Annotated in this window: 25 protein-coding genes; all 25 read left to right on the top strand. The window is 42.6% G+C overall.

Going from position 1 to position 21,179, the window contains the following annotated elements:
• Position 1: 1 nt before the first annotated feature.
• The 25 genes from JV16_RS03330 (at position 2) to JV16_RS03445 (ending at position 21,127) form a co-directional block, all read left to right on the top strand.
• On the top strand, positions 2-307 hold the full coding sequence (locus tag JV16_RS03330) for a YqxA family protein (RefSeq protein WP_021095122.1): 306 nt from the start codon (positions 2-4) through the stop codon (positions 305-307).
• Positions 308-402: 95 nt separating this feature from the next.
• Positions 403-2,229, top strand: a complete 1,827-nt coding sequence (lepA, locus tag JV16_RS03335; RefSeq protein WP_021095121.1) for a translation elongation factor 4 — start codon at positions 403-405, stop codon at positions 2,227-2,229.
• 47 nt (positions 2,230-2,276) lie between these two features.
• Positions 2,277-3,419 (top strand): radical SAM family heme chaperone HemW, encoded by a 1,143-nt coding sequence (gene hemW / locus JV16_RS03340; protein ID WP_021095120.1) that lies wholly within the window; start codon positions 2,277-2,279, stop codon positions 3,417-3,419.
• Between the two features lie 77 nt (positions 3,420-3,496).
• Positions 3,497-4,531, top strand: coding sequence for a heat-inducible transcriptional repressor HrcA (gene hrcA / locus JV16_RS03345; protein WP_021095119.1), 1,035 nt, complete (start codon positions 3,497-3,499; stop codon positions 4,529-4,531).
• Between the two features lie 66 nt (positions 4,532-4,597).
• The gene (grpE, locus tag JV16_RS03350) at positions 4,598-5,179 is read left to right on the top strand and encodes a nucleotide exchange factor GrpE (RefSeq protein ID WP_042534243.1); all 582 of its coding nucleotides are present in this window, start codon (positions 4,598-4,600) and stop codon (positions 5,177-5,179) included.
• Between the two features lie 13 nt (positions 5,180-5,192).
• On the top strand, positions 5,193-7,010 hold the full coding sequence (gene dnaK, locus JV16_RS03355; protein ID WP_019416888.1) for a molecular chaperone DnaK: 1,818 nt from the start codon (positions 5,193-5,195) through the stop codon (positions 7,008-7,010).
• A 131-nt stretch (positions 7,011-7,141) separates the two neighbouring features.
• Positions 7,142-8,263 carry a molecular chaperone DnaJ gene (dnaJ, locus tag JV16_RS03360; protein WP_021095117.1) on the top strand — a complete coding sequence of 374 codons (1,122 nt, stop codon included), beginning with the start codon at positions 7,142-7,144 and terminating at the stop codon, positions 8,261-8,263.
• A gap of 23 nt (positions 8,264-8,286) precedes the next feature.
• Entirely contained in the window at positions 8,287-9,225 is a 939-nt protein-coding gene (gene prmA, locus JV16_RS03365) for a 50S ribosomal protein L11 methyltransferase (protein ID WP_021095116.1), read from the top strand.
• A 14-nt stretch (positions 9,226-9,239) separates the two neighbouring features.
• Positions 9,240-9,989, top strand: a complete 750-nt coding sequence (locus JV16_RS03370; protein WP_042534245.1) for a 16S rRNA (uracil(1498)-N(3))-methyltransferase — start codon at positions 9,240-9,242, stop codon at positions 9,987-9,989.
• 10 nt (positions 9,990-9,999) lie between these two features.
• On the top strand, positions 10,000-11,352 hold the full coding sequence (mtaB, locus tag JV16_RS03375) for a tRNA (N(6)-L-threonylcarbamoyladenosine(37)-C(2))-methylthiotransferase MtaB (RefSeq protein ID WP_021095114.1): 1,353 nt from the start codon (positions 10,000-10,002) through the stop codon (positions 11,350-11,352).
• A gap of 99 nt (positions 11,353-11,451) precedes the next feature.
• Positions 11,452-11,625 (top strand): 30S ribosomal protein S21, encoded by a 174-nt coding sequence (gene rpsU / locus JV16_RS03380; protein ID WP_003393897.1) that lies wholly within the window; start codon positions 11,452-11,454, stop codon positions 11,623-11,625.
• 14 nt (positions 11,626-11,639) lie between these two features.
• Positions 11,640-12,083, top strand: coding sequence for a GatB/YqeY domain-containing protein (locus tag JV16_RS03385; RefSeq protein ID WP_003393899.1), 444 nt, complete (start codon positions 11,640-11,642; stop codon positions 12,081-12,083).
• Between the two features lie 92 nt (positions 12,084-12,175).
• The gene (locus tag JV16_RS03390) at positions 12,176-12,838 is read left to right on the top strand and encodes an NfeD family protein (protein ID WP_021095113.1); all 663 of its coding nucleotides are present in this window, start codon (positions 12,176-12,178) and stop codon (positions 12,836-12,838) included.
• On the top strand, positions 12,835-13,824 hold the full coding sequence (gene floA / locus JV16_RS03395; protein ID WP_042534247.1) for a flotillin-like protein FloA: 990 nt from the start codon (positions 12,835-12,837) through the stop codon (positions 13,822-13,824). Before JV16_RS03390 ends, floA begins: the two co-directional genes overlap by 4 nt.
• A gap of 7 nt (positions 13,825-13,831) precedes the next feature.
• The gene (locus JV16_RS03400) at positions 13,832-14,164 is read left to right on the top strand and encodes a hypothetical protein (RefSeq protein WP_035063273.1); all 333 of its coding nucleotides are present in this window, start codon (positions 13,832-13,834) and stop codon (positions 14,162-14,164) included.
• A gap of 53 nt (positions 14,165-14,217) precedes the next feature.
• Positions 14,218-14,502 carry a sporulation protein YqfC gene (gene yqfC / locus JV16_RS03405; protein ID WP_021095110.1) on the top strand — a complete coding sequence of 95 codons (285 nt, stop codon included), beginning with the start codon at positions 14,218-14,220 and terminating at the stop codon, positions 14,500-14,502.
• 11 nt (positions 14,503-14,513) lie between these two features.
• Positions 14,514-15,701, top strand: coding sequence for a sporulation protein YqfD (gene yqfD, locus JV16_RS03410; protein WP_042534249.1), 1,188 nt, complete (start codon positions 14,514-14,516; stop codon positions 15,699-15,701).
• Positions 15,702-15,704: 3 nt separating this feature from the next.
• On the top strand, positions 15,705-16,667 hold the full coding sequence (locus tag JV16_RS03415; RefSeq protein ID WP_042534251.1) for a PhoH family protein: 963 nt from the start codon (positions 15,705-15,707) through the stop codon (positions 16,665-16,667).
• Positions 16,668-16,727: 60 nt separating this feature from the next.
• Entirely contained in the window at positions 16,728-17,195 is a 468-nt protein-coding gene (ybeY, locus tag JV16_RS03420; protein ID WP_021095107.1) for an rRNA maturation RNase YbeY, read from the top strand.
• A 6-nt stretch (positions 17,196-17,201) separates the two neighbouring features.
• Positions 17,202-17,588 (top strand): diacylglycerol kinase family protein, encoded by a 387-nt coding sequence (locus JV16_RS03425; protein ID WP_042534253.1) that lies wholly within the window; start codon positions 17,202-17,204, stop codon positions 17,586-17,588.
• Positions 17,589-17,654: 66 nt separating this feature from the next.
• Positions 17,655-18,563 (top strand): GTPase Era, encoded by a 909-nt coding sequence (era, locus tag JV16_RS03430; RefSeq protein ID WP_042534255.1) that lies wholly within the window; start codon positions 17,655-17,657, stop codon positions 18,561-18,563.
• Positions 18,564-18,662: 99 nt separating this feature from the next.
• Positions 18,663-18,806 carry a YqzL family protein gene (locus tag JV16_RS15095; RefSeq protein ID WP_021095105.1) on the top strand — a complete coding sequence of 48 codons (144 nt, stop codon included), beginning with the start codon at positions 18,663-18,665 and terminating at the stop codon, positions 18,804-18,806.
• A 19-nt stretch (positions 18,807-18,825) separates the two neighbouring features.
• Positions 18,826-19,587, top strand: coding sequence for a DNA repair protein RecO (gene recO / locus JV16_RS03435; protein WP_021095104.1), 762 nt, complete (start codon positions 18,826-18,828; stop codon positions 19,585-19,587).
• A 91-nt stretch (positions 19,588-19,678) separates the two neighbouring features.
• Complete coding sequence (gene ccpN / locus JV16_RS03440; RefSeq protein ID WP_042894011.1) at positions 19,679-20,308, top strand: transcriptional regulator CcpN; 630 nt, start codon at positions 19,679-19,681, stop codon at positions 20,306-20,308.
• A gap of 12 nt (positions 20,309-20,320) precedes the next feature.
• Entirely contained in the window at positions 20,321-21,127 is an 807-nt protein-coding gene (locus JV16_RS03445; protein ID WP_042534258.1) for a pyruvate, water dikinase regulatory protein, read from the top strand.
• Positions 21,128-21,179 lie beyond the last annotated feature (52 nt).

A 21,179-nucleotide genomic window follows, 5' to 3' on the forward strand; every position in this document is an offset into this window, starting at 1 on the left:
GATGGTGAAATTTACGATTCAAAGTTTACTCATCGCCGTCATTTTTTTAGTAGGTGTATTGCTCGGCATGCAGCAAGCGAACGAAGGAATGCGGAAAATGAAAGGGTATAACGATCCGTCGCTTGAGCGGGTCATACACGTATCAAAAGACGAAACGATCGTGCTCGGGCAATCGATTGAAGAAAAAAAAGAAAAATTACAACAAATTGAGGCATTTAACATGTTTTCAAAGGCAGGACAAAAACTTGCGACATTCGTTCATTCACTCGTTGAACATATGCTTTCGTTTATGCAAAAGGCAGGATAACGATCCGCCTTTTCTTCATTTTGCGTTGAATATTGCAAACGTTGTTGCTATAATCAAAGCTAGCGTATTTCGGAAATTATAGGAGTGGAACATAGATGAATCGTGAAGAAAGATTAAAAAGAAGGGATCGCATTCGCAACTTTTCGATTATTGCACATATCGACCATGGCAAATCTACGCTTGCCGACCGCATTCTTGAAAAGACGGGTGCGCTATCTGAACGCGAAATGAAAGAACAAGCGCTCGATTCGATGGAGTTAGAGCGCGAGCGCGGCATTACGATTAAATTAAATGCAGTTCAACTTCATTACAAAGCGAAAGATGGAGAAGATTACATTTTACATTTAATTGATACACCTGGTCACGTCGACTTTACGTACGAAGTGTCGCGTAGTTTAGCGGCGTGTGAAGGAGCGATTTTAGTCGTTGACGCGGCGCAAGGCATTGAAGCACAAACGCTTGCTAACGTATATTTAGCGATTGATAACAATTTAGAAATTTTGCCGGTCATTAATAAAATTGACTTACCGAGTGCGGACCCTGAGCGTGTTCGCCAAGAAATTGAAGATGTGATCGGTCTTGACGCATCAGAAGCTGTATTAGCATCAGCGAAGGTTGGCATTGGAATTGATGAAATTTTAGAGCAAATCGTTCAAAAAATTCCTGCCCCATCTGGAGATCCAGATGCCCCGCTTAAAGCGCTTATTTTCGACTCGCTTTATGACCCGTATCGCGGCGTTGTCGCATACATCCGCGTTGTCGAAGGAACGGTGAAAGCGGGCCAAAAAATTAAAATGATGGCGACAGGAAAAGAATTTGAAGTCGTTGAAGTTGGGGTATTTACACCGAAGGCGAAAATCGTTGACGAATTGACCGTTGGCGATGTGGGCTACTTAACGGCATCGATTAAAAACGTAAGTGATACGCGCGTCGGGGATACGATTACGCATGCGGACAATCCGGCAAGCGAACCGCTTCCAGGATATCGTCGTTTAAATCCGATGGTGTTTTGCGGCTTGTATCCAATCGATACAGCACGGTACAACGATTTGCGCGAGGCGTTAGAAAAGCTTCAGTTAAACGATGCGGCGTTGCAGTTTGAACCAGAGACGTCCCAAGCGCTCGGTTTCGGTTTCCGATGCGGCTTTTTAGGTCTTTTGCATATGGAAATTATTCAAGAGCGTTTAGAGCGCGAGTTTAACATTGATATTATTGCGACAGCGCCAAGCGTTATCTATAAAGTGTATTTAACGGACGGAACAGAGTTAGCGGTCGATAACCCGTCAAACATGCCAGATCCACAAAAAATTGACCGCGTCGAAGAGCCGTACGTGAGAGCAACGATTATGGTACCGAACGATTTCGTCGGTCCTGTCATGGAACTATGCCAAAAGAAACGCGGCATTTTTGGCGATATGCAATATTTAGACGAGCGGCGCGTGACGCTCACATATGAATTGCCGCTTGCTGAAATTGTATACGACTTCTTTGACATTTTAAAATCGAGCACGAAAGGATACGCATCGTTTGACTACGAGTTGATTGGCTATAAGCCGTCTAAACTTGTAAAAATGGACATTTTATTAAACGGTGAAAAAGTCGACGCTTTATCGTTTATCGTCCATCGCGACTCAGCATACGATCGCGGAAAAGTTATCGTTGAAAAGTTAAAAGATTTAATTCCGCGCCAACAGTTCGAAGTACCTGTGCAAGCTGCCATCGGCAATAAAATTATTGCGCGTTCAACAATTAAAGCGTTGCGCAAAAACGTATTAGCGAAATGTTACGGTGGAGACATTTCTCGTAAGCGAAAGTTGCTTGAGAAGCAAAAAGAAGGGAAAAAGCGCATGAAACAAGTCGGCTCCGTTGAAGTGCCGCAAGAAGCGTTTATGGCTGTGTTAAAGATGGACGATCAAAAATAAACCGCAGAATGTTTCTGCGGTTTTTTGCATAGAAAAGGGTGAAGCAAATGATTCAAGCAGCATATATTCATATTCCGTTTTGTACGCACATTTGTCATTATTGTGATTTCAATAAAGTATTTTTACATCAGCAACCGGTTGACGCTTATATCGATGCGTTAATTATCGAAATGGAACGGACGTTTGAACGTGTTCCGACATCGCAATTGCAAACGGTATTTATCGGAGGAGGAACACCGACGTCGCTGACCACCAAACAGCTCGATCGATTATTGCGTGCCATTCACCGCATCGTTTCGCTCGCTTCTGATGTCGAGTTCACCGTTGAAGCGAATCCGGATGAAGTGAGCGATGAACAGTTATACGTGCTTAAGCAGTGGGGAGTGAACCGCCTCAGTTTTGGCGTGCAAACGTTCGATCGTGAACTGCTCCAACGCATCGGACGTACCCATACGAAAGAAACAGCGATCGAGACGATTGAGCGCGCGCGCAAGCTCGGCTTTCATAATATAAATATCGATTTAATGTACGGATTGCCGACACAAACGATCGACCATCTAAAAGAAACGTTACGTGTGACGTTTTCGCTGCCGATTCAACATGTGTCTGCCTACTCGCTCATTATTGAGCCAAAAACAGTATTTTACAACTTAATGAAAAGACAGACGTTGCCGTTGCCAAGTCAAGAAGAAGAAGCATATATGTATGAAATGATTATGGAACAGATGGAGCAACATGGATATAAACAATATGAACTAAGTAATTATGCTCAAAAAGGGTTTGATAGCCGTCATAATATGACATATTGGAATAACGACGATTACTACGGATTTGGCGCAGGTGCTCATAGCTATATGAACGGCATAAGACATGTAAACGCTGGACCGATTAAAAAATATATACAGCTCATTGAGCACGGGCAGTTGCCACATGTGGACACGCATGTTGTGTCAAAAGAAGAGCAAATGGAAGAGCATATGTTTCTTGGTTTACGAAAAATCGAAGGGGTTAATAAAAATGAATTTTTCATGCGATATGGAAAAACGGTGCATGACGTGTTCGGTGAAGCCATTGCCTTGCAAAAACAAAACGGATTGCTTGAAGAGACAGAGGAAGCAATTTTCCTTACTCATCGCGGCAAATTGCTTGGAAATGAAGTATTTCAATCGTTTCTTGGCGTTTCATCTTGACACGACAAGTGCAATTTGATACCTTAATAGTAGATTTAGCACTCGCTTCATTAGAGTGCTAACAGAGGTGATGAGCGTTGCTAACAGATCGCCAATTGTTAATTTTAAAAATTATTGTCGATGATTTTATTCGTTCTGGGCAACCTGTTGGTTCACGAACGTTATCGAAAAAAGAGCAAATTACGTTTAGTTCAGCAACGATTCGTAACGAGATGGCGGACTTAGAGGAGCTAGGTTTTATTGAAAAGACGCATATTTCCTCTGGTCGCGTTCCTTCTCAAAAAGGATATCGTTATTACGTTGACCATTTATTGCGACCTGTCCAGTTAACACAAAAAGATGTACAAACGATCCAGTCCATTTTCCATGAACAAATATATGAATTAGAAAAGCTCATTGAAAAATCGGCGCAAATTTTATCGGACTTGACGAACTATACAACCGTTGTTCTCGGTCCTTCGGTGAAAGAACATAAATTAAAAACGATTCAAATCGTTCCGCTAAATGCAGAAACAGCCGTTGCCATTATTGTGACGGATACGGGGTATGTAGAAAAGCACGTCGTGACGCTCCCACCGTCTATTCCGCCATCAGACGTCGAAAAGATGGTTAACATTTTAAACGAGCGGTTGACAGGTGTACCTTTAGAAGATTTAACAGATAAAATTCAAACAGAAGTTGCGCACGTGCTTCGCGAACATATCCAAAGCTACGACCACATGTTGCGAATGATTTCGTCTTCTTTAGATTTAAACGCGCCTGCGCAAATGTTTTTAAGCGGAAAAATGAACATGCTTCGTCAACCGGAGTTTAGCGACATCGATAAGCTTCGCGCATTGCTGAATGTCATTGAACAAGAAAAAGAGTTTTATCGTTTGTTAAGAAAGCATAAGCAACAAGGCATTCAAGTGAAAATCGGCACAGAAAACGATGTAGAAGGAATGGAAAACTGCAGTTTAATTACAGCGACATATTCTGTCGATGGAGAAAAGCTTGGTACGATTGCTGTTCTTGGACCGACTCGTATGGAATATTCGCGCGTCATTTCACTATTAAACCTTGTTGCGACGGATTTGTCGAAGGTGTTATCGGTGTGGTATCAAAAAGATTAGCGATGTCAATATTATGGATGGGGAATTTCCCCATCCGCTTTTCAAGTGCTTGAGGGAGGTGAGAAGATGGAGAAAGAACAGCGTACATATGATGAAACGGTTGAACAATTGGAAGACGTACAAGACGAGCAAGCGCAAGAGGAGCAAGCGCAAAGTGAAGAAACACAACAAGAAGAGCAAGATGAGCTAGCGCTTGCATATGAAAAAATTGCTCAATTGGAAGCGAAGTTAGCAGAAACAGAAAATCGTTTACTTCGCCTGCATGCCGATTTTGACAACTATCGTCGCCGTGTGCGTTTAGATATGGAAGCTGCTGAAAAATACCGCGCGCAAAGTTTAGTTTCCGATTTGTTGCCGATTTTAGATAACTTTGAACGCGCGTTACAAGTGCAAGTAGAAGATGAAAAAGCAAAGTCGTTATTGCAAGGAATGGAAATGGTTTATCGCTCATTAGTTGAAGCGCTCAAAAAAGAAGGGGTCGAAGTCATTGAATCGGTTGGAAAACCGTTCGACCCGCATGTGCACCAAGCAGTGATGCAAGTGGATGATCAAAATTATGAGCCAAATACAGTTGTGGAAGAATTCCAAAAAGGCTACAAATTAAAAGATCGTGTCATTCGTCCAGCAATGGTCAAAGTAAATCAATGAGGAGGGATTACGTATGAGCAAAATTATCGGCATTGACTTAGGCACAACAAACTCTTGCGTCGCTGTGTTAGAAGGCGGCGAGCCAAAAGTTATTCCAAACCCAGAAGGAGGTCGCACGACACCATCTGTCGTTGCGTTTAAAAACGGTGAGCGTTTAGTCGGCGAAGTCGCAAAACGTCAAGCGATTACGAACCCAAACACAATCATTTCGATTAAACGCCATATGGGTACAGACTATAAAGTACAAGTAGAAGGAAAAGAATATACACCACAACAAATTTCTGCGATGATTTTGCAATACTTAAAATCATATGCGGAAGCGTACTTAGGTGAACCTGTCACACGTGCCGTGATTACTGTTCCAGCTTACTTTAACGATGCGCAACGTCAAGCGACAAAAGATGCTGGCCGCATCGCTGGTTTAGAAGTCGAGCGCATCATTAACGAGCCAACAGCGGCTGCGTTAGCATACGGATTAGATAAAATGGACGAAGATCAAACGATTCTCGTATACGACCTTGGTGGAGGTACGTTTGACGTATCGATTCTTGAGTTAGGTGATGGCGTATTCGAAGTCAAAGCGACGGCTGGTGACAACCACCTCGGTGGTGACGACTTTGACCAAGTCATTATTGATTATTTAGTTGAGGAGTTCAAAAAAGAACATGGCATCGATTTATCAAAAGATAAAATGGCGTTGCAACGTTTAAAAGACGCGGCAGAAAAAGCGAAAAAAGAGCTTTCTGGCGTGATGCAAACGCAAATTTCATTGCCGTTTATTAGCGCAAATGAAAACGGTCCACTTCACTTAGAAATGACGTTAACGCGCGCAAAATTTGAAGAATTATCGGCGCACTTAGTTGAGCGCACGATGGGACCTGTTCGTCAAGCGTTAAAAGACGCTGGATTGACGCCTGCAGATATCGACAAAGTCATTCTTGTTGGTGGTTCAACGCGCATCCCGGCTGTTCAAGAAGCGATTAAAAAAGAAATTGGCAAAGAGCCTCATAAAGGGGTAAACCCAGATGAAGTTGTTGCGATCGGTGCAGCGATTCAAGGTGGAGTAATCGCAGGGGACGTAAAAGACGTCGTATTATTAGACGTGACACCACTTTCGCTCGGTATTGAAACGATGGGTGGCGTCTTTACAAAATTAATTGAACGCAATACAACTATTCCGACAAGCAAGTCGCAAATTTTCACAACGGCAGCAGATAACCAAACGGCTGTAGACATTCACGTTTTACAAGGTGAACGTCCGATGGCTGCCGATAACAAAACGCTCGGTCGCTTCCAATTAACAGACATTCCGCCAGCTCCGCGCGGTGTACCGCAAATTGAAGTGACATTTGACATTGACGCAAACGGTATTGTGCATGTGCGCGCGAAAGACTTAGGTACAAATAAAGAGCAATCGATTACAATTAAATCTTCTTCTGGTTTGTCTGAAGAAGAAATTCAACGCATGATTAAAGAAGCAGAGGAAAATGCAGAAGCAGACCGGAAGCGAAAAGAAGAAGTGGAACTTCGCAACGAAGCAGACCATCTCATTTTCACAACAGAAAAAACGCTAAAAGAATTAGAAGGAAAAGTAGACGAAGCGGATGTGAAAAAAGCGCAAGAAGCAAAAGATGCATTAAAAGCAGCGCTTGAGGGCAAAGATATCGAAGACATTCGCGCGAAGAAAAACGCGTTGCAAGAAGTTGTGCAACAGCTTTCTGTTAAGCTATACGAGCAAGCGGCTAAACAAGCGCAAGCACAACAAAGCGAAGGCAAAAAAGACGACAACGTCGTCGATGCGGAATTTGAAGAAGTGAAAGAAGATAAGTAAACAAACAAAAAGTCAAAGTCAGGCCTGCCTTGGCTTTGACTTTTTTGCTATGGAAACATCAAATATATTGCGCAACAAGTTCAGACAATGATAAAATTACGTTCATGTGAACGAGTCGGGAGTGGGTGATCATGAGTAAACGAGACTACTATGAAGTGCTCGGCGTGAGTAAAAACGCAACAAAAGAAGAAATTAAAAAAGCATATCGAAAGTTATCAAAACAGTATCATCCAGATATTAACAAAGCGCCCGATGCAGCTGAAAAGTTTAAAGAAATTAAAGAAGCATACGAAGTGTTAAGCGATGACCAAAAGCGTGCCCACTATGATCAATTCGGCCATACGGATCCGAATCAACAGTTTGGTGGATTTGGCGGGGCTGATTTTGACTTCGGTGGGTTTGGCGGCTTTGAAGATATTTTTAGTAGCTTTTTTGGCGGTGGGCGTCGACGTGATCCGAACGCGCCGCGTGCAGGGGCAGATTTGCAATATACGATGAGACTTACATTTGAAGAAGCGGTTTTTGGAAAAGAAACGGACATTGAAATTCCACGTGAAGACACGTGCGATACGTGCCATGGTTCTGGAGCGAAGCCAGGAACGAAAAAAGAAACGTGCGCACATTGTCACGGTACAGGTCAATTAACGATTGAACAAGCGACGCCGTTTGGTCGCATCGTAAATCGTCGCCCGTGTCATCATTGCGGTGGCACAGGACACTTTATTAAAGAAAAATGTTCGACATGTCATGGAACAGGTCGTGTGAAAAAACGGAAAAAAATTCACGTCAAAATTCCTGCCGGTGTCGATGACGGTCAACAATTGCGCTTAGCAGGTCAAGGTGAACGAGGAATAAACGGTGGACCGCCTGGAGATTTGTACATCGTTTTCTATGTCGAACCGCATGAGTTTTTTGAACGTGATGGCGATGATATTTATTGTGAAATGCCAATTACGTTTACGCAAGCCGCGCTTGGTGCGGATATTGAAGTACCGACGTTGTATGGAAAAGTGAAATTGAAAATTCCAGCAGGTACGCAAACAGGTACGAAATTCCGTTTAAAAGGAAAAGGCGTACCGAATGTGCATGGATATGGAAAAGGAGACCAACATATTCGCGTTCGTGTTGTCACACCAACGAAGTTAACCGAACGTCAAAAACAATTGTTGCGTGAGTTTGAACAACTCAGTCAAGGGAATGGACAAGAAGATAGTTTTTTTGCGAAAGTGAAGCGAGCATTTAAAGGGGAGTAACGTGAAGGAGGAGTTGGTAGATCATGAAATGGTCTGAAATAAGCATTCATACAACACACGAAGCGGTCGAGGCGATTTCAAATATTTTACACGAAGCAGGTGCGGGTGGCGTCGTCATTGAAGATCCGTTTGAATTAACGAAAGAACGAGAAACGACTTACGGGGAAATCTACCAACTCAATCCTGACGATTACCCCGAAGAAGGAGTTATTATTAAAGCGTATTTGCCGGTAAATAGCTTTTTAGGTGAAACAGTCGAAGAAATTAAACAGGCGATTAACAATTTAATGTTATATAACATCGATATTGGACGAAACAAAATTACGATTAGCGAAGTGAACGAAGAGGAATGGGCGACAGCGTGGAAAAAGTATTACAATCCGGTCAAAATTTCTGAGCGATTTACGATCGTTCCGACATGGGAAACGTATGAACCCGTTTCAAGCGACGAATTAATTATTGAATTAGATCCAGGCATGGCGTTCGGCACAGGGACGCACCCGACGACAGTAATGTGTATTCAAGCGCTTGAAAAGACGGTCAAAGAAGGCGATACGGTCGTCGATGTCGGTACGGGTTCAGGCATTTTAAGTATTGCTGCTGCGATGTTAGGAGCGAAACGCGTTCATGCGCTCGATTTAGATCCTGTCGCAGTAGAAAGTGCAAAATTGAACGTGAAGTTAAATAAAGTGCACGATGTCGTCGCCGTTTCGCAAAACAATTTACTTGATCGAGTCGATGAGCAAGCAGATGTCATCGTTGCGAACATTTTAGCTGAAATTATTCTTCGTTTTGTCGATGATGCGTATCGTTTGTTGCGTTCGGGAGGCGTATTTATTACATCGGGCATTATTCAAACGAAAAAACAAGAAGTGAAAGAAGGTCTTCTTCGCGCTGGTTTCACAATTGAAGAAACGTTAACGATGGAAGATTGGATCGCATTTATTGCGAAAAAACAATAAAAAGGGTGTTCGCGTTGCAACGATATTTCGTACGTAACGAGCAAATCGTTGGCGATCACATCATGATTTCTGGCGACGACGTCCATCATATTGGGCGGGTCATGCGCATGAATGAAGGTGATCGTCTTCTTTGTTGTAATGAGCGTAGTGAAACGATGCTTTGTGAGATCGAACAAATTTCCAATGATTTTGTCCGATGCCGTATTATACAATGGATAGAGGCAAATGTTGAACTGCCTGTGCACATTTATGTCGCAAGCGGACTGTTAAAAGGAGATAAATACGAACTCGTTTTACAAAAAGGAACAGAGCTTGGAGCGAGAGGCTTCCTTCCGCTCATCACATCCCGTTCGATTGTCAAATGGGACGAGAAAAAAGGCGATAAAAAAGTGGAACGTTGGCAAAAAATTGTGAAAGAAGCAGCTGAACAATCTCACCGGGCATATATGCCGTCTGTTTATGCTCCGATGACGATTCGTGAACTCATTGCGTGGGCGAACGACATGGATTATACATGTATCGCTTACGAAGAAGAAGCGAAAGAAGGAAGGCACAGTGTACTTGCCCACCTTCTTCAAACGATGAATGAAGGTGAGTCACTTCTTCTTGTTTTTGGACCAGAAGGCGGTTTATCCGAGCAAGAAGTGACGTTATTAAAACAACATAGTTTCATGACATGTAGTCTTGGACCGCGCATTTTACGAGCGGAAACGGCACCGTTATATGCGTTGTCAGCGGCGTCTTATGAATGGGAACTTAAGTGAGGTGATATATATGCCAACGGTTGCATTTCATACGTTAGGATGCAAAGTAAATCATTACGAAACAGAAGCGATTTGGCAATTGTTTAAACAAGCAGGATATGAGCGAAAAGATTTTGAAAGCCATGCCGATGTATATGTTATTAATACATGTACAGTCACGAATACAGGCGATAAAAAAAGCCGCCAAGTCATTCGGCGTGCAGTGCGTCGCAATCCAGATGCGGTCGTTTGTGTAACAGGTTGTTATGCGCAAACTTCTCCAGCGGAAGTGATGGCTATTCCAGGTGTCGATATCGTCATCGGCACACAAGATCGCGGAAAAATTTTAGAGTACATCGAGCAGTTTAAACAACAGCGTGAGCCGATTAACGGTGTGCGCAACATTATGAAAACGCGCGTATATGAAGAATTGGATGTGCCTGCATTTACAGATCGAACGCGCGCATCGCTTAAAATCCAAGAAGGATGCAATAACTTTTGTACATTTTGTATTATTCCATGGGCGCGTGGCTTAATGCGTTCACGCGATCCGAAAGAAGTCATTCGCCAAGCGCAACAACTCGTTGACGCAGGCTATAAAGAAATTGTCCTAACAGGCATTCATACAGGCGGATATGGTGAAGATATGAAAGACTATAATTTCGCCATGTTGTTGCGCGATATTGATGAGCAAGTGAAAGGATTAAAACGATTGCGTATTTCGTCGATTGAAGCGAGCCAAATTACCGATGAAGTGATCGAGGTATTGAAACAATCTGATAAAATTGTCCGCCATTTACACATTCCGTTGCAATCGGGTTCAAATACGGTATTGAAGCGGATGCGTCGCAAATATACAACGGAATTTTTTGCGGAACGGTTAGCGCGTTTGCGTGAAGTATTTCCAGATTTAGCTGTTACGTCCGACGTCATTGTCGGCTTCCCGAGTGAGACGGAAGAAGAATTTATGGAGACATATACGTTTATTCGTGAACAACGTTTTTCTGAATTGCATGTTTTCCCATATTCGAAGCGGACAGGCACGCCAGCAGCAAGAATGCCAGATCAAGTAGATGAGGAAGTGAAAAATGAGCGCGTTCATCGCTTAATTACACTTTCTGATCAGCTAGCGAAAGAGTATGCATCGAAGTTTGAAGGACAAGTGCTTGAAGTTATTCCAGAAGAGCTGTACAAAGAAGATCCAACAAGCGGCTTATATGTTGGCTATACGGACAACTACTTAAAAGTAAAATTCCCAGCAACAGAAGAGATGGTCGGTCAACTTGTTAAAGTGAAAATTACAAAAGCAGGTTATCCGTATAATGAAGGGGAATTTGTGCGCGTGATAAATGATCATCATGAGATCGTTCGGTTAAGCTCATAAAAAGAAGTTGACTTATGAACTTGGTTATATTATACTTTGAAAGTACATGTTCCACATGTACCAAGGATTAGCGGTTTTGTTCGGAGGGAGGGAAGTAGGATGTCGAAAACGATCGTTCGTAAAAACGAGTCGCTTGAAGATGCTCTTCGTCGCTTCAAACGTGCGGTTTCAAAAACAGGTACGTTGCAAGAAGCAAGAAAGCGCGAATTCTATGAAAAGCCAAGCGTAAGACGTAAGAAAAAGTCTGAAGCGGCTAGAAAGCGCAAATATTAAAAGAGGGTGTATTTATGAGTCTTCTCGAACGTTTGAACAATGATATGAAGCAAGCGATGAAAAACAAAGAGAAGGACAAATTGTCGGTCATTCGCATGGTGAAATCCGCTTTGCAAAACGAAGCGATTAAACTTGGCAAAACGTTGACCGAAGATGAAGAATTAACCGTACTTTCTCGCGAATTAAAACAGCGTAAAGACTCCCTCCAAGAATTTGAAAAAGCTGGTCGCACAGACCTTGTTGATAAAGTCAAGGAAGAGATTACGGTTCTTGAACTTTACATGCCGAAGCAGTTGAGCGAAGAAGAGCTAGTGCAAATCGTCAAAGAAACGATTGCCGAAGTCGGCGCTTCCTCAAAAGCGGATATGGGTAAAGTAATGGGAGCGATCATGCCGAAAGTGAAAGGAAAAGCGGACGGCTCGCTCGTCAACAAGCTTGTTCAACAACATTTAAGCTAAAAACACCTTACGATATCGTAAGGTGTTTTTTTGATTTTTGAAACTTTTTCTTCTTTCATACGTACATAATAAGTGTGAAGGGAGGAAAAAGCATGGCCGGTCCAATTGTTGTTTTCACCCATCCATTTCTCGCCGCGCTTTTGTTAATTGCCGGCAGCGTCACGTTCGTTTGGCAACTGTACGATGCGCGTTGGGGATGGAAAGGAACTGTAAGCATCATTTGTTTTTTACTTTTTTTCTCATCGCATTTAGTAGCTGGTTTAACAACCGTTGGGGCGATGATGTTGTTTGCGATTGGCCTTATTTTGTTAGTCATTGAGTTGTTTGTGCCGGGAGGAGTCATTGGCTTTTTCGGGCTTGGTACGCTCGTCTGGAGCTTATTTTTAGCCGCAAAACATTCCCCGTTCGTTACAGTGTCATTAGCCGTAGCTGTCGTGAGTGCGATTATGATGGGCATATGGCTCAGTCGAGTGAGCAAAAAAAAGATGGCGCTTTTTGAAAAAATCGTGCTTACTGATGAACAACGGAATGAAGAAGGGTATGTGTCTCATGAAGCGCGCGTTGATTTAATCGGAAAGTGCGGAGTGGCAATCACTGTATTGCGGCCAGCAGGAACGGCGCTCATTGATGACGAACGTGTAGATGTCGTCACAGAAGGGGAATATATTGAACGACATCGTCCGATTGAAGTTGTTGATGTAGATGGGTTAAAAGTTGTCGTTCGAGAATGTAAAAAAGAGGAGGAAATCGTATGACACCGGATCAACTTTTATTTATTATTGCGCTTGCGTTAGGGCTTGTGTTGCTAGCTGTATTTTTTTCGTTCGTTCCCGTTATGCTTTGGATTTCCGCACTTGCTTCGGGTGTGCCAATTAGCATTTTTACCCTCATTGGGATGCGGTTGCGTCGCGTCATTCCATCGCGTGTCATTAATCCGTTAATTAAGGCAAAAAAAGCAGGGCTTGATGTCACAACGAACCAATTAGAAAGCCATTATTTAGCGGGAGGAAATGTCGACCGTGTCGTTAATGCGTTAATTGCTGCGCAGCGAGCGAATATTAATTTAACGTTTGAACGTTGTGCGGCAATTGATTTAGCTGGTCGAAACGTATTAGAAGCGGTACAAATGAGCGTCAATCCAAAAGTCATTGAAACACCGTTTATTTCTGGTGTAGCGATGGACGGTATTGAAGTGAAAGCGAAAGCACGCATCACTGTACGTGCGAATATTGATCGATTAGTTGGTGGTGCGGGAGAAGAAACGATTATTGCACGTGTAGGGGAAGGGATTGTTTCTACGATCGGGTCCCAGGACGATCATAAAAAAGTACTTGAAAATCCAGATATGATTTCACAAACCGTATTAGCAAAAGGGCTAGACTCAGGAACGGCGTTTGAGATTTTATCCATCGACATTGCTGATATTGATATCGGGAAAAACATTGGTGCTGAATTGCAAACAGACCAAGCGGAAGCAGATAAAAAGATTGCCCAAGCGAAAGCGGAAGAACGTCGGGCGATGGCAGTTGCGCTTGAACAAGAAATGAAAGCGCGCGTGCAAGAAATGCAGGCGAAAGTTGTGGAAGCGGAAGCGCAAGTGCCGCTTGCGATGGCGGAAGCGCTCCGTTCCGGTAAACTTGGTGTGATGGATTACATGAACTTAAAAAACATTATGGCAGATACGAACATGCGTGATTCCATTGGGAAATTGACAAAACATCCGGATGACGAGAAAAAGTGAGGAATACATGATGGCGCTAATTGAGTGGCTCCTTAATAACATATTTTTTGTCTTTGTTTTCGCGGCGTTTGTTTCGTGGGTTGGAAAACGAATAAAAATGACAGAAGAAACAGTTGAAAAACAACAACAAGAACAAAAGCCGACAGTCGTTATGACCGAAGAGGAACCACGAACAAGACGCCCAGTGAAGAAAGAAAAAGAGCAAATGATTGTGTCACAACGAACGGAAGAGCAACGAGTGGAGAGGAAACAATTACCTAAACACCCGCTCGTACAAGGTGTAATTTTTTCAGAAGTGCTCGGTCCACCGCGGGCAAAGCGTCCGTTCGGTAGAAAATAAGTGCTATAACCCCCATTTCACTCATACATATGAGATGAAAGGGGGTTTTGTTTATGATCAGAAAATGGAAAAACAAAATGCGACAATGGCTAACGAATCAAATGGAACTGCCTGCGGATGTTGTCGCTGACCTCCCCCGTATTACGATGATTGGACATATTCATATCTACATAGAAAATCATCGCGGTTTGCTTTTGTTTACAGATCGCGAATTGCGCTTGTTGCTGAAAAACGGGCAGTTGCTTGTCAAAGGGGAATCGTTTACCATTAAAACTATTTTGCCAGAAGAAATTTTGCTCGAGGGGAAAATTAGTCAAGTTTTATATTTGGAAGAATAGGGGGGGCGGGTGTGAAAAACGAATGGATGTATCAGTTAACTGGAAATTTACGGGTACGTATCGTTGGAAAAGGATTAGAGCGGTTATTAAATGAATTTACACGCCGTGGGATATATGTATGGAACGTCAGGCGAGAGCGGGACGATTCGCTAACATGCCATATGCTCCTTCGCGATATTCATCATGTGCGAGGAGCGATGAGAAAAAGCGGTTGTAAATTATATGTTCTCGATCGACGAGGTGCGCCGTTTTGGTTAAAAGCATCGTGGAAAAATAGCGGTATCGTTGTCGGAGTCGTTACATTTATATGTATCGTGTTTATATTATCTAACATGATTTGGCGTATTGAAGTCACAGGGGCGAATCCAGAAGTCGAACATACTGTTAGGCAGCAGTTGAAAAAAATAGGGGTTGAGCGCGGTGCATTGCAATTTGTCATTCCGTCTCCTGAGACGATTCAGCGAACGGTAATGAACAATATAGACGCGATTACGTGGATTGGTGTGGAGTGGCGTGGAACGACGTTATATTGTCAAGTCGTTGAAAAAAAGCGGCCAACAGAAACGAAATCGAATACCCCCCAGCATCTTGTTGCGAAGAAAAAAGCAGTCATTACGTACATGTTTGTTGAACAAGGTCAGGCGGTTGTAGAAGTGAATGATCATGTCGTTCCGGGGCAATTGCTCGTTTCCGGTTTTATTGGAAAAGAAGGGCAAACAGAGATCGTGCCAGCGCGCGGTCAAATTTTAGGCGAGACATGGTACAAGTCTACTGTTGCTGTTCCGATGAAAACGACGTTTTATATGTTGACGGGAAAAAAGCGTGAAACACATTACGTTCGTTTTTGGTCGTGGAAAATTCCGATTTTTTGGGATCATGAAGAGCAGTTTTCACAATTTGAAAAACAAGTAGATGAAAAAACGTTTCGCTTTTTCACATGGACGTTACCGATTGTTTATGAAAAAGTCGTGTGGCGTGAAAAAGAAGTAGCTGTTCGTGAGTATTCGTACGAACAAGCAAAAGCGGTAGCGAAACAAATTGCGCGCGAGCAGTTACAGCGACAACTACCTGCGGATGCGAACATTCAAGGTGAAAAAGTTTTGCATGAGGCGAAGGAGAATGGTAAAGTAAAAGTAGAAATGCATTACCAAGTCATTGAAAACATTGCGATACCACAACCAATTATTCAAGGAGACTGAGGAATGTCGGAACAGTTTGTCACGATTCACCTTAACGTACAAAATGCAGATGAAGCGCTCGCTTTGTTCGGTACGCACGATGTTCATTTAAAACGCATTGAACAAGAACTTGGTGTTTCGATTGTGACGCGTGGCGAATCGGTAAGCGTGTCAGGAAACAAACAACATATTGAGCTTGTTGATGAGTTGTTGCGTCATTTGTTGCTTGTTATTCGCAAAGGCATTGTCATTAGCGAGCGTGATGTGCTTTATGCGCTACAAATGGCTAAAAATGGAACGATTTCTTACTTTATTGAACTGTACAATGAAGAAATCGGAAAAAATGCAAAAGGGAAAGCGATTCGTGTTAAAACGCTCGGTCAGCGTCAATACGTTTCCGCTATCCAGCGCCATGATTTAATTTTCGGCATTGGACCAGCAGGAACAGGAAAAACGTATTTAGCGGTTGTGATGGCTGTACAAGCGTTAAAAAACGGACAAGTTAAGCGAATTATTTTGACGCGTCCAGCTGTGGAAGCAGGGGAAAATTTAGGCTTTTTGCCGGGGGATTTAAAGGAAAAAGTCGATCCGTATTTACGCCCACTTTATGATGCGCTTCATGACGTGCTTGGTCATGAACATACCCAACGATTAATTGAGCGCGGTGCGATTGAAATTGCTCCGCTTGCATATATGCGCGGGCGAACGTTAGATGATGCGTTTGTCATTTTAGATGAGGCGCAAAATACGACGCCTTCGCAAATGAAAATGTTTTTAACACGTCTCGGTTTCGGCTCGAAAATGGTGATTACGGGAGATATTTCACAAGTCGATTTACCGAAAGGAGTTCGTTCTGGGCTTGCGATTGCAAAAGACATTTTGACGAATGTAAGCGGAATTTCATTCGTCTTTTTGGAGCAAGCTGATGTTGTACGCCATCCACTCGTCGGCAAAATTATCGCTGCATACGAAGATGCTGGAATGTAAATGTGACCCATGTTGATGTGGGTCCTTTTTGCACTTTAACAAAAGAAAGAGGGAGATTTTATGTTAGTGATTGATTTTATGGATGAAACAAATGAGATGACCGAAGAACAAGTAGAACTGATTGAAAAACTATTGCAACATGCGGCAAAGGAAGAACGTGTGCCAGATGGCGCAGAGGTGAGCGTTACGTTTGTTGACAATGAAAAAATTCGCGAAATAAATCGCGATTATCGTGGAAAAGATCAGCCGACAGATGTCATTTCGTTCGCCCTTGAAGAAATGGGCGAAGAAGAGATTGAAATTGTCGGTGTAGATGTTCCACCTGTGCTCGGGGATATTATTATTTCTGTGCCGAAAGCACGCGAGCAAGCGGAGCAATACGGTCATTCATTTATGCGTGAACTCGGTTTTTTAGCTGTACACGGTTTTTTACATTTGCTTGGCTATGATCATGAAACAGAAGAAGAAGAAAAAGAGATGTTTACGAAACAAGAACAACTATTACAACAATTTGGCTTAACGAGATGATTGATGATGCGTTGGAAGCGGTTTGTCGCTAGCGTATTATATGCTCTAAATGGCATTCGTCTTGCCGTTTGCCATGAACGAAATATGCGCATTCATCTCGTGGCAACGGTTGCTGTTATCGTTGCTGCAGCGATGTTTCGTATCTCGAAAATGGAATGGCTCGTGTTGCTTTTGACGATTGGAGCAGTCATGAGTTTAGAAATCGTCAATAGCGCAATAGAGCGGGCGGTTGATTTAGTAACAGATGAGTATCGGCCGTTAGCAAAAGAAGCGAAAGATTTAGCCGCTGGCGCTGTACTCGTGTTTGCTTTTATATCGGTGATCATAGGGCTTTCCATTTTCCTTCCTTATCTGTATGTATTTTTTAAAAATTCTTTACATTTTCATAAATAGTAGTGAAATTGCGCTCATATTTTGGTAAAATAAAAAGCAAGCATATTTTATGCGATGGAGGTTTTTATGGTTCGAGAAGGATATAAATCAGGATTCGTAGCAATTATCGGAAGACCGAATGTAGGAAAATCTACATTTTTAAATCGCGTCATCGGTCAAAAAATTGCAATTATGAGCGATAAGCCGCAAACGACGCGCAATAAAATTCAAGGTGTGTACACAACAGATGACGCGCAAATCGTTTTTATTGATACGCCGGGCATTCATAAACCGAAACATAAGCTTGGCGATTTTATGGTAAAAGTAGCGCAAAGCGCGTTGCAAGAAGTTGATTTAATTTTATTTATGGTGAATGCTGTCGAGGGGCTCGGTCGCGGTGATGAGTTTATTATTGAACGTTTAAAACAAGTGCAAACACCGGTGTTTTTAGTCATTAATAAAATTGACGAAGTGCACCCGGACGATTTATTGCCGCTCATTGAGCAATATCGCTCGCTCCATTCATTTGCCGAAGTCATCCCTATTTCAGCGTTGCAAGGCAACAATGTAGAAACGTTGTTGCAGAAAATTAAACATTACTTGCCAGAAGGACCGCAATATTATCCAGCGCATCAAATAACGGATCACCCTGAACGATTTATTATTGCTGAGTTCATTCGCGAAAAAGCGCTCCATTTGACGCGAGAAGAAGTGCCACATTCGATTGCGGTTGTAATTGATTCGATTGAACGGCGCGAAAATGGCGATACGGTATATGTTGCAGCGACCATTATCGTTGAGCGTGATTCGCAAAAGGGAATTATTATCGGCAAGCGCGGTCAAATGTTGAAGGAAATTGGTCAACGTGCGCGCGCTGATATTGAGGCGCTACTCGGTTCAAAAGTGTTTTTAGAATTATGGGTAAAAGTACAAAAAGATTGGCGCAATAAAATGGCACAGTTGCGAGACCTTGGCTATCGTGAAGATGAGTATTAATGCTGTAAAATTTTAAAAGACATTGCGACAGCGCAAAAAGGGCAAACTACAAGTGAGCTGCTCAATCACCGTCAACTAACGAGAGAAAGGTGTGGTTCGATGCTCGATTTTACCTGGAAACTGTTCAGCCAAACAGGGAATATTGACACGTATCTTTTGTTTAAGGAGCTAGAACGCGAAACGCAAGAGCAAGCCAACGATTCCACGTATCATATAACGGAAAGAGATTATCACGTCCTTTAACTTTGGAAGGTTATGTTATATGTTTGAAAAATGTGAAGGCATTGTTATTCGAACGATTGACTATGGAGAGACGAATAAAATTGTGACGATATTTACGCGCGAATGGGGAAAGGTTGCTGCGATGGCACGAGGAGCGAAAAAGCCAAGCAGCCGCCTTTCTTCTGTTACGCAAATATTTACATACGGCGTATATCTCGTTCAAAAAAGTCGCGGTGTCGGAAGCTTACATCAAGGGGAATTGCTTTCAACGATGCGCCATATACGCGAAGACATTTTTTTAACAGCATACGCCTCATACGTTGTTGAATTGACAGATAAAGCAACGGAAGAAAGACGACCAAATCCGTATTTGTTTGAACTTCTTTTACAAACATTGACGTATATGAATGAAGGGCTCGATGCCGAAGTATTAACGTACATATATGAAATGAAATTGCTTCCGGCATTCGGACTGTATCCGAAGTTAGATGGCTGTGCTATTTGTGGGGAAAAAGAAGGAACGTTTGCCTTTTCGATTGCACACGGAGGATTTCTTTGTCACCGTTGTTTTGAGCACGATCCACACCGCATCCCGATGACGCCATCGGTTTTAAAATTACTTCGCCTGTTTTACTACGTCGATTTGTCTCGCATTGGCCAAATTGCTGTCAAACAAGAAACGAAACAACAACTACAAACGATCATTTCAGCTTATTACGATGAATATTCAGGTCTTTCGCTGAAAACAAAACGGTTTTTACAGCAGCTCCATATGTTAAAAGGTGAAAGCGGACAAATATAACGTTGTCCGCTTCCCACTTTTGTTTGCAAAATATAACGATGAATTATAATATGGTCTTATAGTGTAGCCTATTGTAAGGTGGTGAGCGACAATCGAACTCAATAAACGTCAAGAACAAATTTTACAAATCGTCAAAGACCACGGGCCGATTACAGGTGAGCATATTGCTGAAAAGCTCAATTTAACACGGGCGACGTTACGGCCTGATTTAGCTATCTTAACGATGGCTGGGTACTTAGAGGCAAGACCTCGTGTTGGCTATTTTTATACAGGAAAAACGGGGACGCAGCTGCTCGCTGATAAAATTAAAAAAATGAAAGTGAGCGATTATCAGTCCATTCCTGTTGTTATTAATGAAAATGTGAGCGTCTATGATGCGATTGTCACGATGTTTTTGGAAGATGTTGGCACGTTGTTTGTTGTAGATGATGAATCGTTGCTTGTTGGGGCATTGTCACGCAAAGATTTGTTGCGCGCGAGCATCGGAAAACAAGAGTTGACATCTATTCCTGTCAATATTATTATGACACGCATGCCGAATATTACATTTTGCGAAAAAGATGATTTACTTATTGATGTCGCCCAAAAATTAATTGAAAAACAAATTGATGCGATGCCCGTCGTTAAAAAGGTGGACAAAGGGTACGAAGTTGTAGGGCGCATCACGAAAACGAATATGACGAAGGTGCTTGTCGCGTTAGCGAATGAAGACGTGCTTTAAAGGGGGAAAATCATGAGTCAAATCGTATACGTCGTATCCGACTCAGCAGGGGAGACGGCCGAACTCGTTGTAAAAGCAGCAGCGAGCCAGTTTCAAGGGGCGCTCGTTCAATTTCGACGTGTTCCTTATGTCGAAGATGTGGAGACGTTATCGGAAGTCGTCGCTTTAGCAAAAATGAATCGCGGCATCATTGTATTTACGTTAGTTGTACCAGAAATGCGTCAATTTTTATTAGCTGAAGCGGCACGTGAAGGAGTGCCTGTATACGACATTATCGGACCGCTTATTGAGCAAATGGCGAAGTTATTACAAATGGAGCCACGTTGCGAACCTGGACCTATTCGCGTATTAGATGAAGACTATTTCCGAAAAATCGAAGCGATCGAGTTTGCGGTCAAGTACGATGACGGGCGAGATCCACGCGGTATTTTAAGAGCGGATATCGTTTTAGTTGGTGTATCGCGCACGTCAAAAACACCGTTATCACAATATTTAGCCCATAAACGATTTAAAGTGGCGAACGTACCGATCGTTCCAGAAGTAGATCCACCTGAAGAATTGTTTCAAGTGCCGCCAGAAAAATGTTTTGGCTTAAAAATTAGTCCAGAGAAGCTAAATGAAATTCGTCGTGAGCGGTTAAAATCGCTCGGATTAGATGACCGTGCTATTTATGCAAACATTGATCGAATTAAAGAAGAGCTGCAATATTTTGAGGGGATCGTAAAAAAAATGGGCTGCGAAGTCATTGATGTGACAAATAAAGCAGTCGAAGAAACGGCGAACGTCATTATGAATATTATGCGTAAAAGGGAAAAATAAGCAGTCAAAGCACAGTCACAACGTGTGATATGTGCTTTTCCTTTTTCATAAA

Origin of the sequence: Anoxybacillus ayderensis, assembly GCF_000833605.1 — a bacterium.
Lineage (GTDB): Bacteria > Bacillota > Bacilli > Bacillales > Anoxybacillaceae > Anoxybacillus > Anoxybacillus ayderensis.

What these genes read in the sequence shown, in the direction of transcription:
- JV16_RS03330 (WP_021095122.1), top strand. Translation starts at nt 2, where the DNA reads ATGGTGAAATTTACGATTCAAAGTTTACTCATCGCCGTCATTTTTTTA.
- prmA (WP_021095116.1), top strand. Translation starts at nt 8,287, where the DNA reads ATGAAATGGTCTGAAATAAGCATTCATACAACACACGAAGCGGTCGAG.
- recO (WP_021095104.1), top strand. Translation starts at nt 18,826, where the DNA reads ATGTTTGAAAAATGTGAAGGCATTGTTATTCGAACGATTGACTATGGA.
- grpE (WP_042534243.1), top strand. Translation starts at nt 4,598, where the DNA reads ATGGAGAAAGAACAGCGTACATATGATGAAACGGTTGAACAATTGGAA.
- JV16_RS03390 (WP_021095113.1), top strand. Translation starts at nt 12,176, where the DNA reads ATGGCCGGTCCAATTGTTGTTTTCACCCATCCATTTCTCGCCGCGCTT.
- JV16_RS03400 (WP_035063273.1), top strand. Translation starts at nt 13,832, where the DNA reads ATGATGGCGCTAATTGAGTGGCTCCTTAATAACATATTTTTTGTCTTT.
- era (WP_042534255.1), top strand. Translation starts at nt 17,655, where the DNA reads ATGGTTCGAGAAGGATATAAATCAGGATTCGTAGCAATTATCGGAAGA.
- hemW (WP_021095120.1), top strand. Translation starts at nt 2,277, where the DNA reads ATGATTCAAGCAGCATATATTCATATTCCGTTTTGTACGCACATTTGT.
- JV16_RS15095 (WP_021095105.1), top strand. Translation starts at nt 18,663, where the DNA reads ATGCTCGATTTTACCTGGAAACTGTTCAGCCAAACAGGGAATATTGAC.
- rpsU (WP_003393897.1), top strand. Translation starts at nt 11,452, where the DNA reads ATGTCGAAAACGATCGTTCGTAAAAACGAGTCGCTTGAAGATGCTCTT.
- JV16_RS03425 (WP_042534253.1), top strand. Translation starts at nt 17,202, where the DNA reads ATGCGTTGGAAGCGGTTTGTCGCTAGCGTATTATATGCTCTAAATGGC.
- mtaB (WP_021095114.1), top strand. Translation starts at nt 10,000, where the DNA reads ATGCCAACGGTTGCATTTCATACGTTAGGATGCAAAGTAAATCATTAC.
- lepA (WP_021095121.1), top strand. Translation starts at nt 403, where the DNA reads ATGAATCGTGAAGAAAGATTAAAAAGAAGGGATCGCATTCGCAACTTT.
- yqfC (WP_021095110.1), top strand. Translation starts at nt 14,218, where the DNA reads ATGATCAGAAAATGGAAAAACAAAATGCGACAATGGCTAACGAATCAA.
- JV16_RS03445 (WP_042534258.1), top strand. Translation starts at nt 20,321, where the DNA reads ATGAGTCAAATCGTATACGTCGTATCCGACTCAGCAGGGGAGACGGCC.
- ybeY (WP_021095107.1), top strand. Translation starts at nt 16,728, where the DNA reads ATGTTAGTGATTGATTTTATGGATGAAACAAATGAGATGACCGAAGAA.
- dnaJ (WP_021095117.1), top strand. Translation starts at nt 7,142, where the DNA reads ATGAGTAAACGAGACTACTATGAAGTGCTCGGCGTGAGTAAAAACGCA.
- floA (WP_042534247.1), top strand. Translation starts at nt 12,835, where the DNA reads ATGACACCGGATCAACTTTTATTTATTATTGCGCTTGCGTTAGGGCTT.
- dnaK (WP_019416888.1), top strand. Translation starts at nt 5,193, where the DNA reads ATGAGCAAAATTATCGGCATTGACTTAGGCACAACAAACTCTTGCGTC.
- JV16_RS03385 (WP_003393899.1), top strand. Translation starts at nt 11,640, where the DNA reads ATGAGTCTTCTCGAACGTTTGAACAATGATATGAAGCAAGCGATGAAA.
- JV16_RS03415 (WP_042534251.1), top strand. Translation starts at nt 15,705, where the DNA reads ATGTCGGAACAGTTTGTCACGATTCACCTTAACGTACAAAATGCAGAT.